The organism is Hydrogenophaga sp. UC242_50, assembly GCF_042697355.1.
Classification (GTDB): Bacteria; Pseudomonadota; Gammaproteobacteria; order Burkholderiales; family Burkholderiaceae_C; genus Hydrogenophaga.
Map to the genome: position 1 here is coordinate 4,002,910 of NZ_CP170553.1, position 12,525 is coordinate 4,015,434.

The window sequence follows — 12,525 nt, forward strand, 5'->3', positions numbered from 1 at the left end:
CACGCCACCTGAGGCATCACAGCGTCACGGCCCTGGGCTCATCGAAACTCAGGTACGTCCACGTCCCATCGTTGTCGCCCCGGTAGGCCCCGGCGGCCCCGTCGTGCTGTGCGGCCATGGCGGCGAATTGCCAGGCCTCATCCTGCGAGCAGTTCACGACGCGCGTGACCCACCGATCAAAGCCGAGGGTGCGCACCTGCTGTGCGGCCCGTTGCAAGGCGTCGGGCACCGAAGGGTGTTCCCAACCCCAGGTGAAGCGGCTCTCCTTCGTGCAGTAGACCCCCACCACCTGCGCGGCGGCCTGCATCACGCGGCCGTCGGCGAAACTCCAGCGCAACCAGCCTTCGTCCATGTCGAGGTGCCATTGCGTTTCGCTGCCCAGGCCCCATGCCTGGCGGTGCTTCGTCGTCTGCTGCTCCAGCCAGGTCATGGCGGTGACGAGCCATTGGTCTTCGAAGGATTGGTGAGCGGACAGCGCCGCAGCCATCCTGTCCCAGGCCTGAGGCAGTCTCTCGGCGACAGACAAGGCTTCGCCTGGCGTGGATGCGGCTTCGTGGCCCTTGGGCTGGTGGCAGTCGAACTCGATGTTGAACCTGCCGTCGGGATACAGCGTGAAAGTCAGGCCCCACATGCGCTCCCCGGTGGTGCTCAAAAGATCGTCGCGCAGGAACAGCACGGCGTCTTCGGGTGCCGTGAAAGCCCCAGTCGCTGCGAGCCTTTTTCTTTCGATCTGGTTCTCGTGAACCAGATAGATGCTGATTCGGGCCATCTTGTTCAGGATGACCGCATGGCAAGTGACCGAGTCCCACGGCCGCCCACGAATGAAGGCGAGACAGGCGTCTTTCAATTCTTGATGCGCCTGTTCAACAGATCTGGAAGTGTTCATTGCAGAAACCCGAACCTCACGAAGTTGGCATGACTCAACGGGCGAAGACGGGCTCGCCGCCCCACGCTTTTCATGGGCGGCCATGCTGTCTTGGGGGAAAAGCGGCGTCCAACGCCTGTCAAGGCTGACAGGCTTGACGACTCGGGAGGACTTTGACCTCAGGGCCGGACGCGCTTCGTTGCCGCCATCCGGCTTTTCATTCCAGATACCTGCACCTGACTCCTGCGCGGGCAGGAATCGTGGTGGGCCTGCCGGGAAACTGGGTGCTTGCCGCGTTGTATGCAGGTGACAACCCAGGCCTTCCAGGCCAGGGATTCCCCCTAGCCGAGAGACGGTTTCGGATCGAGGCTAGGCCCCCGCAGGCCCTTTGAGCCGTGCCAACAGGCGCGGCAACACCAGCACCACGAGCACCACGGCCAGCAGCGTGGCCGACATGGGGCGCTGCAGGAACACCATGAAGCTGCCTTCCCCGATGGACAAGGCGTTGCGCATCTGCGCTTCGGCCATCGGGCCGAGGATGAGGCCCACGATCACGGGTGCGGTGGGGAAGTCGTAGCGGCGCATCACCACACCGAGCAGGCCCAGGCCGTACATGAGGAAAAGGTCGAACGCGCTCTGGCGCATGCCGTACACACCCACGGTGGCGAAGATCAGGATGCCGGCGTAGAGCTGCGGGCGCGGAATCTTCAGCAGCTTGACCCACAGGCCCACCATGGGCAGGTTGAGCACCAGCAGCATGACGTTGCCGATGTAGAGCGAGGCGATCAGCGCCCACACGAGCGCGGACGAGGTCTGGAACAGCTGCGGGCCGGCGTTGATGCCGTAGTTCTGCAGCGCGCTCAGCAGGATGGCGGCCGTCACCGAGGTCGGAATACCCAGCGTGAGCAGTGGCACCAGCGTGCCGGTGACGGCCGCGTTGTTCGCGGCCTCGGGCCCTGCGACGCCTTCGATGGCGCCGACGGTGCCGAAGTCGGCCTTGTGCTCGGGTGCGGCCAGTTTGCGCTCGGTGGCGTAGCTCAGGAAGGTGGGGATTTCGGTGCCGCCGGCGGGGATGGTGCCGAAGGGGAAACCGATGGCGGTGCCGCGCAGCCAGGCGGGCCAGGAGCGGCGCCATTCGCTGCGCGTCATGTGGGCCTTGTTCATCTTGTTCATGCTGGCCTCGCTGCGGCCTTCGTAGAGCGCGTTGTAGAGCGCTTCGGCCACGGCGAACAGGCCCACGGCAACCAGCACCACCTCGATGCCGTCCATGAACTCCAGGATGCCGCCGGTGTAACGCACCTGCGCGGTGATCTGGTCGATGCCGATGAGGCCCAGCGCCAGACCGAAGAACAGCGCGGTGAGGCCGCGCAAGGTGCTCTGGCCGAGCACCGCGCTCACGGTCGTGAAGGCCAGCAGCATCAGGCAGAAATACTCGGGCGGGCCGAGCTTCACGGCGAATTCGGCCAGCATGGGCGCGAACAGCGTCACCAGGATGGTGGCGATGGTGCCGGCCACGAAGGAGCCGATGGCGGCGGTGGCCAGGGCCGCGCCCGCGCGCCCGCTCTTCGCCATCTTGAAGCCTTCGAGCGCGGTGACCATGGTGCCGGTCTCGCCCGGCGTGTTGAGCAGGATGGAGGTGGTGGAGCCCCCGTACATGGCGCCGTAGTAGATGCCGGCGAAGAAGATCATGGAGGCCGTGGGTTCGACCTGGCCGGTGATGGGCAGCAGCATGGCGACCGTCACGGCCGGGCCCAGGCCGGGCAGCACGCCGATGGCGGTGCCCAGGGCACAGCCCGCGAAGGCCCACAGCAGGTTGATGGGGGTGCCGGCGGTGGCGAAGCCCGCGAGCAGTTGGTTGAGGGTGTCCATCATGTCGGTTCCGCCTTCCGATTCAGATCCAGCCGCTGGCGGTGACGCCGGGCAGGTTCACGGCCAGCAGCTTGGTGAACAGCCAGTACACGGGCGCCGCGATGACGATGCCGGTGACCGCGTCCTTCACGGTCTGGCGCAGATCGCCGATGGGCTTGCCCTCGCTGGCGCGCAGACCGCGCACGGCCAGCGCGAAGCACAGCGCACAGCTCAGGATGAAACCGATGGTGGTGATGAGTGCCGCGTTGAGCAGCACGCCGGCCGAGACCCAGGCCAGCGCGCGCCAGTCGCCGCGCGCCGCGCCCGAAGGCTCTTCCATGTGCCGGTAGCCGCCGGTGCGCACTTCCCAGATGAGCATCACGCCGCAGATGGCGAGCGCCGCGCTCACCACCCAGGGCAGAAAGTCGGGGCCGACGCCGGCGTAACCCGCGTCGGAAGGAATCGCTGCCGCGCCATAGGCAAGCACGGCGGCCACGATCAGTGCGCCGATGCCCATGGCCAGTTGGCCGGGGCGGTGGTCGGGCGCGGCGGCGGCCTGGGGAGTGGGGTTCATGACGGGTCCTTATCAAAACGAATCACCCTGGCGCGCGAACACACCAGGGTGAGGGCATGGCGCTCCCGGCGGGAGCGCACCGAGAAGGCAGGCTCAGACCATGCCGGCACGCACCATGGTCGCGCGCAAGGAGGAGAAGTCCTTGTCGACGAACTCGTCGAAAGCCTTGCCGGTCAGCAGCGCGGGCGTCCAGTTGTTTTTCTCGACGGCGGCCGCCCACGACTTGCTCTGCGTGGCCTTGACGATCATGGCGGTGAGCGCGTCGCGCTGGGCCTGGGTGATGCCGGCCGCGCCGTAGACGCCGCGCCAGTTGCCGATCTCCACGTCGATGCCCTGCTCTTTCAGCGTGGGCACATCGATGCCCTTGACGCGCTGGGCCGAGGTGATGGCGATGGCGCGCATCTTGCCGCTCTCGATGTACTGCTGGAATTCGCTGTAGCCGCTGCCACCCACGGTGACGTTGCCACCCAGGATGGCGGCCGTGGCTTCGCCACCGCCCCGGAACGGCACGTAGTTGATCTTGGATGCGGGCACGCCCACCAGCTGCGCGATCTGCGCCGCGGCGATGTGCTCGGTGGCGCCGCGCGAACCGCCGCCCCACTTGATGCTGCCCGGGTCCTTCTTGAGCTGCTCGACCACGTCCTTCATGGTCTTGAACGGCGAGTTGGAAGGCAGCACGAACACGTTGTACTCGGTACTCAGGCGCGCAATGGGCGTGAGCTGCGTGATGGACACCGGCGGCTTGCCGGTGATGATGCCGCCGAGCATGACGGCGCCCATGACCATCAGCGCGTTCGGGTCGCCCTTGCTCGCGTTGTAGAACTGGGCCAGGCCGATGGCACCGGCCGCACCGCCCTTGTTCTCGTAGGTCACCGAGGCGGCCACGCCGGCATCGCGCATGGCGTCGCCCAGCGCGCGGCCGGTGCCGTCCCAGCCACCGCCGGGGTTGGCGGGGATCATCATCTTGATGTTGGCACTGGCCCACGCGGCGTTGGGCAGCGCGCCGGCGGCGGCGAGGGCCGCAAGGGATTTGAGGAAGGTGTCGCGACGCATGGCTTGTCTCCTAGGGAATGGCTGAACCGATGTGCGTATCTTCTGCCCGCACGCTGTCAGTTCGCTGTCCTTCTGATTGGGGGAAACCCTAGGAGACAGACCGGCGCCGCGCGGGCTCAGAAGCGGTGGCGAATGCCCACCTGGATGCCGTTGGAGCTCGAACCGGCCACCGGGCTGTTGAAGCCGAGCGCCGCCGCCGTGTCGTTGGAGACGGCGGTAAGGTGGCCATAGAGCGCCGTGCGCTTGGACAGGTTGTGGGTGGCCTGCAGGGTGTAGATCTTCGCGTCGTCGCTGGCCGCGGCGGCCGAGCCGTTGACGTTCTTGGCCTGCGCCGCGCCCACCGACACCGTGGTCTCGCCGAACTTGAAGGCCGCCGCCAGGCCGAACAGCTTGAGCTTCTCCACGGCCTTGTCTTCCACGTCGTAGTAGCCGGTGAGCTTGACCGGGCCGAAGTCGTACGCCCCCACGAACAGCAGCGCGTCCTTGCCCTGCTTGCCGGCCAGCACGCCGTCGGCATCGGCCACCTGCATCAGCGACAGGCCCAGCGTCCAGGGGCCTTGCGCGTAGAGCGCGTGCGCGCTGACCTGTTTGCCGAAGTCCGCGCTGGCGTTGTTGCTGGCGCGCTCCTCACCCAGGCTGTACTGCAGCTGGAACACGGTGTTGGCGCACGGTGGGCGACACGTAGGTGATGGCGTTGTCCACACGGTTGTAGTCCCCGTTGCCGATGATGGGCACCACGCTCACCACGTCGTAGACCTTGGTGCCGATGATGCTGGCGATGTCGTCCATCGGCGTGTACTGGCGGCCCAGGCGCACCGTGCCCCAGTTGCCGCCCAGACCCACATAGCCCTGGCGCCCGAACAGCCGGCCACCCTGGCCGAGCGTGCCCACGTCGGCGTTGAAGCCGGACTCCAGCAGGAAGGTGGCCTTGAGCCCGCCGCCCAGGTCCTCCGTGCCGCGCAGGCCCCAGCGCGAACCCTGCTGCTGCCCCGAGGTCACGCGCGTGACCGAGGTGGCGCCCTTGACGCGCTCAAGCGCCACGTCCACCACACCGTACAGCGTCACGGACGACTGCGCGCTCGCGTAACCGCTGACCAGACCCAGTGCCGCCAAGGCGATGGCATGTTTTTTCATGATGACTTTCAGAAGTGAATGGGAGAGGCCATGCTCGTTTTGGCGGCTGTCAGTTCGCTGTCCAACCGATCGGGACAAACCCTAGGCCGGGCGCGGACGCGGACCGGCGGGCGTTCACCCCACGCCCATAATCGGAGGCCATGAAGCTGCTCCTGATCGAAGACAACGCCACGATGCAGACCACCTTGCGGCGCAGCTTCGAGCGGCGCGGCATGCAGGTGCTGGGTTGCGAAGACGGCGCCCGTGCCCTGGCGCTGTGGCAGGCCAGCCTGCCCGACGCGGTGCTGCTCGACCTGAGCCTGCCGGGCGTGGACGGACTGGAGGTGTTGAGCCAGGCGCGCGCCGCCGGCCTGAGCACCCCGGTGATCGTGCTGACCGCGCGTGGCACGGTGGGCGACCGCATCCTCGGCCTGAACACGGGCGCCGACGACTACATGCCCAAGCCCTTCGACCTCGACGAACTCGAAGCCCGCGTGCGGGCCCTGGTGCGGCGCTCCAGCAACGCCGACCAGGCCGCGCGCGGGCCCGTGTGGTGCGGCATGCACGTGGAGAAGGACAGCGGCGCGGTCTACTTCGATGGCCGGCCGATGGAGCTCGCCCCGCGCGAACTGGCGCTGCTGCAAGCCCTGCTGGGCAAGCCGGGCCACGCCATCGCCAAGGAGCGGCTGTTCGAGCTGGTGTTCCCGGGCGAGAGCCAGGTGCAGCCGGAGGCCATCGAGGTGGTGGCCTACCGCCTGCGCAAGAAGATCGCCCACACCGGCGCGCAACTGGTCACGCTGCGCGGCCTGGGTTATCTGCTGAAGGCCACGGCGTGAACCCCACCACCGAGACCCCACGCCCGCGCGCGGTGTCGCTGCGCCGCACACTGCTCATGGGCATCCTGCTGCCGGTGTTCGCGTTCGTGATCATCAACACCGTCGTGCTGTACCGGCAGGCCCTCGACGCCGCCGACACCGCCTACGACCGCACCCTGCTGGCCACCGCGAAGTCGCTCGGCGAACAGCTGCGGGTGACGGGCGCGGGCGACGAGGTGCGGGTCGAATCCACCCTGCTCTACTCGGCGCTCGAAGCCTTCGAGGCCGACAACCGCAGCCGCATCTTCTACCGCGTGAGCGGCCTCAAGGGCGAGATGGTCTCGGGCTTTCGCGACATGCCCGACTGGCGCCGCGACATCCCGCAGAAGAACCTCTACGCCGCCCTGGTCAACTTCTACGACGACGAATACCGCGGCGTGCCGGTGCGCATGGCGGTGCTGCTGCAACCAGTGTCCGGTGTGTACGAGCAGGGCACTGCCACCATCCAGGTGGCGGAAACGCTGGAGCTGCGCGAGACGCTGGCACGGCAGATCCTGCTCGACACGCTGTGGCGGCAGGCCGCGCTGGTGGTGGTGATTGCGCTCGTGGTGGTCTTCGTGGTGCAGCGCGCCACGCGCCCGGTGCGCGCGCTCAGCCAGGCGCTGGGCATGCGCAGCGAGAACGACCTCTCGCCGCTGTCCACCGAAGGCGCGCCGCGCGAGCTGCTGCCACTGCTGGACGCCACCAACCAGCACATGCAACGGCTCTCGCACCTGCTGGAGCACCAGAAGCGCTTCGTTCGCGACACCTCGCACCAGTTGCGCACGCCACTGGCGGTGCTCAAAACCCAGGTGCAGTCGGCGCGGCGCGGCGACGTCCCGCCCAGCAGGCGCTGGAGGAGATCGGCCACACGGTCGAGCGCGCCACGGAACTGGCGAACCAGATGCTGGCGCTGGCCAAGGTGGAGCAGTTGCGCCAGGATGGCAAGCCGCCGGTGATCGACTGGTCCCAGGTGGTGCGCGCGGTGGCGCTGGACCTCTCGGCGCTGATTGCGGAGCGTTCGATCGACTTCTCGATCGACACCCAGGCCGCGCCGGTGCAGGCACACGAATGGGCCTTGCGCGAACTCAGCCGCAACCTGCTGCACAACGCGATCAAGAACACACCCGCGGGCTCCAGCCTGTCGGTGGTGCTGGTGGTGGACCTGCAAACCGCGGCGCTCACCGTGCGCGACGAGGGCCCGGGCATCTCGCCCGCGCTGCGCGAACGCCTGTTCCAGCCCTTCGTCACCGACCAGCAGCATGCGCCCGGCGTGTCGGGCTCCGGCCTGGGCCTGGCGATCTGCCGGGAAATCGTGCTGTCCCTGGACGGCCGCATCGAACTCAACAACCGCACCCACCAGGGCCAGGTCATCGGGCTGGAAGCGATCGTGCGCCTGCCCCTGCGCAGCACCTGCCAGCCACTCATGAAACCCGACACCGACGACGCCACCGGCAAGGTCCGCCTGGACAAATGGCTCTGGGCCGCGCGCTTCTACAAGACCCGAAGCCTGAGCAGCGAAGCCATCGACAAAGGCCATGTGCGGCTCAACGGCCTGCCGGTCAAACCCTCGCGCGACGTGAAACCGGGCGACACCCTGGAGCTGCGCATCGGGCCGGACACGCGCACCGTGGTCGTGAAGGGCCTGAGCGGCGTTCGCGGCCCCGCGCCGGTGGCCGCCCTGCTCTACGAAGAAACCGCGGCCTCGCTCCTGCGGCGCAGCCAGGCCGCCGAGCAGCGGCGCCTGGCGCCCGAGCCGGCCCACAGCCAGCCGATGGGCCGCCCCACCAAACGCGACCGGCGCCAGATCGAGGACCTGCGCGACGCGCCGCCGCGAGGGGAATGGAACGAGCGCTGGAGCGCGTCGCTCGACGACGGGGAATAAGGCCTAGGCCTTGCGCAGGCCCAGCCACATCACCGTCGCCACCACCACCAGGCCGCCCACCACCTGCACGGCGGCGATGGACTGGCCCAGGATCGCCCAGGCCAGCACCAGCGCGAAGATGGGTTCGATGTTCATGATGGCCGAATTGCCCACCACCCCGAGCTTGGGCAGCACGGTGAACATGATGGTGAAAGCGGTGCCGTAGAGGAAGGTCAGGCCCAGCAAGCCCCACCAGCCCGTGGGCGCGGTGGGCAGGGACAGGCCGCCCTGCGCGGTGGCCGCGATCATCGCCATCACGGCGACGATGGCCATGGTGGTGGCCGTGCGCAGCCGGCCATCGAGTTCACTGGTTTCGTGCTGCGTCAACACCAGCGCCATGCCGAAGGTGGCGGCCGCGGCCAGCGCGAACGCCACGCCCACACCGATCTGTGCCCAATGGCCCGAAGCGCCCAGGCCCGATGCCGCGCCGAACACGTCGAGCGCGAGCGCCAGACCAAGGAGCATCACCGGCATGGCCTTCAGCACGCGCGGCTGCGGCCGCTGGCCGTAGACCAGGCGCGCCCAGAGCGCCGTCCACAAGGGGTAGGTGTTGAACGCGAGCAGCGCCAGCGCCACGGGCAGGCGCGCCACGGCGGCGTACAGGCACAGGCTTTGCACACCCACCAGCAGGCCGATCGCGGGCAAGGCCTTGCGATGCCGCGCCTGAAGGCGCATGGGCACGCGGTAGACCAGCAGGATGGCCGCGACCACCAACGCCGTCACGCTGCTGCGGAAGGCCACGGCCGTGCGCAACGCTCACGCCGTGGTCGAACGCGAGCCGCGCGGCGACGTGGTTGGCGCCCATCATGAATGCGATGAGCAACAGGGTGGCGAAGGCGGCGCGGCTCAGGGCCGCAGGGGAATGGGCGGAGGACGTCATGCCTCGATTGTCGGTCAGGCCTTGCTTGCTATCGCAACTGCTGGCCGAACAGGTAGGTCATGTTGACCCGCCGGGCTTCGTAGCGGTCCACGAAGCGAATGGTGTCGGTCTCGTGGAACAGCGCCGAGTTGAACAGCACCGCGCGGTTGCAGCGGTGCGGCACCGTCACGCAACCCGCCTTGTGTTGCGCCAGGAACTCGTAGATGCGGGCACTGTCTGCGTTGTACTGCTCGAAGGTCCAGTCGGCCGGCGCCGGCACGTCGTAGACCTTGAGGCCGCCGCTCTCGGGATCGAGGTTGTGTTCGCTCGGTGCGATCCAGAAGTTCAGGTTGACCTTGGCGAAGTCGGCGTGCACGTTGATGCCGCGCGTCACGGCCGGCTCGTACTTGAAACCCCAGAGCTGGGTCAGCAGGTAGTCCTTGAACACACGCGGCATGCGCTGCTTGAGCTCGCGCGCGAGCTGCAGGTGCAGCGGGCTGTTGAAGCCCCGGTTGGCGAAGGCCCCCAGGTAGCTGTTGGCGTACTCGCCGTGCCACACGCGCGAGGCGTGGGCAAAGTCCTGAAAGGCCTTGAGCGCCGGCTCGGACAGGAAGTGGTCGATGGTCAGGATTTCGGGCGTGCCCGCAAGGTAGGCCTCTTCCAGCGCGAGCCAGTCGTTCTCCGAGTTGAGCACGTCGGGCATGGCATCGGGCATGGCATGCAGCCAGGGCGTCGCCAGAAATTCCTGCAGGCTCGACAGCTCCTTGGCCGAGGCGCGCAGCGTGCCGCCGGGCGGCCAATCTTTCGCCTGTTGCAGCAGCGCGCTGCCGGTCTTGAGAAATGGCGCCAGGCCGGGCACAGCGTGGCCGTGCGCCTGCAGCCACTGCGCCTGCTGCACATCGTGTTTGAGGCGGAAGGCACTGAGCGCCAGACCCGCGTGCCGCAAGGCCGGCGCGCGGTACACGCTCTGAAGGAACACCTCGAGGCTCCTGCGGCCGGCGGCGATGACGCGGGGCGTGTCCACGCTGTCGCTGAGCACCGTGGCCGCCAGGTTGGTGTGCGCCTGGACCATGGCCGGATCCAGCGCGATGGCCTTCTCGCAACTGGCGACGGCCTCGGGGATGCGGCCCAGTTGCTTGAGCGCATTGCCGCGCTCCACCCAGGCCTGGGCGTGTTTCGGGTGCGCCTCGGTGGCGCGCTCGGCGCGGGCCAGGGCCTCGTCGTACCGGGCCAGTTCGTTGAGCGCGTTGCTGAGGTTGCACAGCACCACGGGGTTGTCGGACTCGACCGCCAGCGCCCGCTCGTAGCTGCTCAGCGCCTCCGGCTGGCGCCCCAGGCGTTGCAACACATTGCCCTGGTTGCACAGCAGCGCGGTGTGCGCCGGATGGGCCTGCAAGGCCCGTTCGAAGCAGGCCAGGGCCTCGGGCAACTGCTGCAGCTTCTTGTGCAACAGACCGAGGTTGATCGCGATGTCCGCATCGTCGGGCAGCAGCGCCCGCGCCTGCTCATACGTGCGCCAGCGCCTCGGTGTCACGGCCCAGCTGCTGCAGCGTGAACGCCAGGTTGTTCAGCGCATCGGCATTCTGCGGCGAGGACTGCACGGCACGGCCGAAATAGCCCGCTGCGCGTTCAGGATGGCCGGCCTGCGACTCCAGCAGGCCCAGGTGGTACAGCACCGCGAATTCGGTCGGGAACTGCTCGAGCACGCCTTCGTACAGCGAACGGGCCGCGTCCAGCAGGCCTTGCGAGTGGTAGTGCACCGCCAGCTGCATCTGCTGGGCGGGCGCGAGGGAAGCGTTCATCGCGGCTCCTTGACGATCAAAACGGCCACGGCCGCCACGCGGCGGGACGTGAAAAAGCCCCACGGCCATGGGCGGTGGGGCTTGGTGTTCAGAAGCCCGCGTCTGGGGCGCCTGGCATAACTGGCGGAGCGAGAGGGATTCGAACCCTCGATGAGGCTCTACACCCCATACTCCCTTAGCAGGGGAGCACCTTCGGCCACTCGGTCATCGCTCCGGAAGCTGCGTATTATGCCTCAACTCGGGAGGCATTTCCCTCTGGTGGAGGGTTCAACCGGTGATGGTGTCGGCGGTCTGGTCGAGATCGAACTCGCGGTGCAGCGAACGCACGGCCAGCTCCATGTATTTCTCGTCGATGACCACCGAGGTCTTGATCTCGGAGGTGGAGATCATCTGGATGTTGATGCCCTCCACGCTCAGGCACTTGAACATGCGGCTGGCGCACGCCGACGTGGCTGCGCATGCCGATGCCGACGATGCTCACCTTGCAGATGCGTGCATCGCCCACCACCTCGGCCGCACCCAGCGCGGGCACGACCTTGGTCTTGAGCAGGTCCAGCGTCTTCTGGAATTCGTTGCGGTGCACCGTGAAGCTGAAGTCGGTCTTGCCGTCCTTGCTCAGGTTCTGGATGATCACATCGACCTCGATGTTGGCATCGGCCACAGCACCCAGGATCTGGTAGGCGATGCCGGGGGTGTCGGGCACGCCGAGCACCGAAATCTTGGCTTCGTCGCGGTTGAAGGCAATGCCGGAAACGACGGCTTGTTCCATGTCTTCGTCTTCCTCAAAAGTGATCAGGGTGCCGGAGGCGGCTTCTTCATTCAGGTCGATGTCCCAGGGCGTGAAGCTGGAGAGCACGCGCAAGGGCACTTTGTACTTGCCGGCGAATTCCACCGAACGGATCTGCAGCACCTTGCTGCCCATGCTGGCCATCTCCAGCATTTCCTCGAAGCTCACGCGCTGGAGGCGACGTGCTTCGGGCACCACGCGCGGGTCGGTCGTGTACACGCCGTCCACGTCGGTGTAGATCAGGCACTCGGCCGCCTTGAGCGCCGCGGCCACGGCCACGGCAGAGGTATCGCTGCCGCCACGGCCCAGCGTGGTGATGTGGCCTTCGGGGTCCACGCCCTGGAAACCGGTGACGATGACCACCTTGCTGGCGGCCAGGTCGGCGCGGATGCGCGCGTCGTCGATCGACTCGATGCGCGCCTTGGTGAAGGAGCTGTTGGTCTTGATCGGCACCTGCCAGCCGGCGTAGCTCACCGAGCCAACGCCCTCGGCCTGCAGCGCGATCGCCAGCAGGGCCGACGAGGCCTGCTCGCCGGTGGCGGCGAGCATGTCGAGTTCGCGGTTGTAGGCGCTGTCGGTCTTGCCCGGGGCCAGCTCCTTGGCCAGACCGAGCAGGCGGTTGGTTTCACCGCTCATGGCGCTGGGCACCACGACGAGCTGGTGGCCGGCACGGTGCCATTTGGCGACGCGTCGGGCCACATTGCGGATGCGCTCGGTCGACCCCATGGAGGTGCCGCCGTACTTGTGAACTATCAAGGCCATCGGGAGGGATTGGATTGGGTTGATTGCGGCCGCGCAACCGGTGTTCCACGCGGCATGCCAGGCCCCAAAGGGCCGTTCAGGGCA

The 12,525-nt window shown here is 67.6% G+C and carries 11 protein-coding genes, 1 tRNA gene and 2 pseudogenes; 3 read left to right on the forward strand and 11 right to left on the reverse strand.

The window, feature by feature from the left end:
• Positions 1–16: 16 nt before the first annotated feature.
• From ACFJGX_RS20395 to ACFJGX_RS20420, 6 genes are all read right to left on the reverse strand, one after another.
• Positions 17–970 carry a DUF6882 domain-containing protein gene (locus ACFJGX_RS20395; protein ID WP_382326912.1) on the reverse strand — a complete coding sequence of 318 codons (954 nt, stop codon included), beginning with the start codon at positions 968–970 and terminating at the stop codon, positions 17–19.
• A 264-nt stretch (positions 971–1,234) separates the two neighbouring features.
• A complete protein-coding gene (locus tag ACFJGX_RS20400) occupies positions 1,235–2,734 on the reverse strand; it encodes a tripartite tricarboxylate transporter permease (protein ID WP_382164011.1) in 1,500 nt (499 codons plus the stop codon).
• A 22-nt stretch (positions 2,735–2,756) separates the two neighbouring features.
• A complete protein-coding gene (locus ACFJGX_RS20405) occupies positions 2,757–3,287 on the reverse strand; it encodes a tripartite tricarboxylate transporter TctB family protein (RefSeq protein ID WP_291112259.1) in 531 nt (176 codons plus the stop codon).
• A gap of 93 nt (positions 3,288–3,380) precedes the next feature.
• Positions 3,381–4,340, reverse strand: a complete 960-nt coding sequence (locus ACFJGX_RS20410; protein WP_382158825.1) for a tripartite tricarboxylate transporter substrate binding protein — start codon at positions 4,338–4,340, stop codon at positions 3,381–3,383.
• 116 nt (positions 4,341–4,456) lie between these two features.
• The gene (locus ACFJGX_RS20415) at positions 4,457–4,996 is read right to left on the reverse strand and encodes a porin (RefSeq protein WP_382324127.1); all 540 of its coding nucleotides are present in this window, start codon (positions 4,994–4,996) and stop codon (positions 4,457–4,459) included.
• Positions 4,968–5,474, reverse strand: a complete 507-nt coding sequence (locus ACFJGX_RS20420; protein WP_382324125.1) for a porin — start codon at positions 5,472–5,474, stop codon at positions 4,968–4,970. The genes ACFJGX_RS20415 and ACFJGX_RS20420 overlap by 29 nt, the downstream gene beginning before the upstream one ends.
• A gap of 140 nt (positions 5,475–5,614) precedes the next feature.
• Here ACFJGX_RS20420 and ACFJGX_RS20425 point away from each other — a divergent pair, with 140 nt between their 5' ends.
• The 3 genes and pseudogenes from ACFJGX_RS20425 (at position 5,615) to ACFJGX_RS20435 (ending at position 8,192) form a co-directional block, all read left to right on the forward strand.
• Positions 5,615–6,289: a response regulator transcription factor gene (locus ACFJGX_RS20425; protein ID WP_382158829.1), complete on the forward strand. Its 675-nt coding sequence runs from the start codon at positions 5,615–5,617 to the stop codon at positions 6,287–6,289.
• 56 nt (positions 6,290–6,345) lie between these two features.
• Positions 6,346–7,712 (forward strand): annotated as a pseudogene (locus tag ACFJGX_RS20430) (sensor histidine kinase); the annotation flags it as partial.
• 21 nt (positions 7,713–7,733) lie between these two features.
• Positions 7,734–8,192 (forward strand): RNA-binding S4 domain-containing protein, encoded by a 459-nt coding sequence (locus tag ACFJGX_RS20435; RefSeq protein ID WP_382324123.1) that lies wholly within the window; start codon positions 7,734–7,736, stop codon positions 8,190–8,192.
• A gap of 3 nt (positions 8,193–8,195) precedes the next feature.
• On the opposite strand, the gene ACFJGX_RS20440 is transcribed toward ACFJGX_RS20435, so the two are convergent.
• The 5 genes and pseudogenes from ACFJGX_RS20440 to ACFJGX_RS20460 form a co-directional block, all read right to left on the reverse strand.
• Positions 8,196–8,984 (reverse strand): DMT family transporter, encoded by a 789-nt coding sequence (locus ACFJGX_RS20440; protein WP_382326914.1) that lies wholly within the window; start codon positions 8,982–8,984, stop codon positions 8,196–8,198.
• 155 nt (positions 8,985–9,139) lie between these two features.
• Positions 9,140–10,624 carry a tetratricopeptide repeat protein gene (locus ACFJGX_RS20445; protein ID WP_382326916.1) on the reverse strand — a complete coding sequence of 495 codons (1,485 nt, stop codon included), beginning with the start codon at positions 10,622–10,624 and terminating at the stop codon, positions 9,140–9,142.
• Positions 10,596–10,892, reverse strand: coding sequence for a tetratricopeptide repeat protein (locus ACFJGX_RS20450; protein WP_382326918.1), 297 nt, complete (start codon positions 10,890–10,892; stop codon positions 10,596–10,598). Before ACFJGX_RS20450 ends, ACFJGX_RS20445 begins: the two co-directional genes overlap by 29 nt.
• Positions 10,893–11,013: 121 nt before the next feature.
• Positions 11,014–11,106, reverse strand: a tRNA-Ser gene (locus ACFJGX_RS20455).
• Positions 11,107–11,159: 53 nt separating this feature from the next.
• A pseudogene (locus ACFJGX_RS20460) lies at positions 11,160–12,441 on the reverse strand (aspartate kinase).
• Positions 12,442–12,525: the final 84 nt, after the last annotated feature.

What these genes read in the sequence shown, in the direction of transcription:
- ACFJGX_RS20395 (WP_382326912.1), bottom strand. Translation starts at nt 970, where the DNA reads ATGGCCGCCCATGAAAAGCGTGGGGCGGCGAGCCCGTCTTCGCCCGTT.
- ACFJGX_RS20400 (WP_382164011.1), bottom strand. Translation starts at nt 2,734, where the DNA reads ATGGACACCCTCAACCAACTGCTCGCGGGCTTCGCCACCGCCGGCACC.
- ACFJGX_RS20405 (WP_291112259.1), bottom strand. Translation starts at nt 3,287, where the DNA reads ATGAACCCCACTCCCCAGGCCGCCGCCGCGCCCGACCACCGCCCCGGC.
- ACFJGX_RS20410 (WP_382158825.1), bottom strand. Translation starts at nt 4,340, where the DNA reads ATGCGTCGCGACACCTTCCTCAAATCCCTTGCGGCCCTCGCCGCCGCC.
- ACFJGX_RS20420 (WP_382324125.1), bottom strand. Translation starts at nt 5,474, where the DNA reads ATGAAAAAACATGCCATCGCCTTGGCGGCACTGGGTCTGGTCAGCGGT.
- ACFJGX_RS20425 (WP_382158829.1), top strand. Translation starts at nt 5,615, where the DNA reads ATGAAGCTGCTCCTGATCGAAGACAACGCCACGATGCAGACCACCTTG.
- ACFJGX_RS20435 (WP_382324123.1), top strand. Translation starts at nt 7,734, where the DNA reads ATGAAACCCGACACCGACGACGCCACCGGCAAGGTCCGCCTGGACAAA.
- ACFJGX_RS20450 (WP_382326918.1), bottom strand. Translation starts at nt 10,892, where the DNA reads ATGAACGCTTCCCTCGCGCCCGCCCAGCAGATGCAGCTGGCGGTGCAC.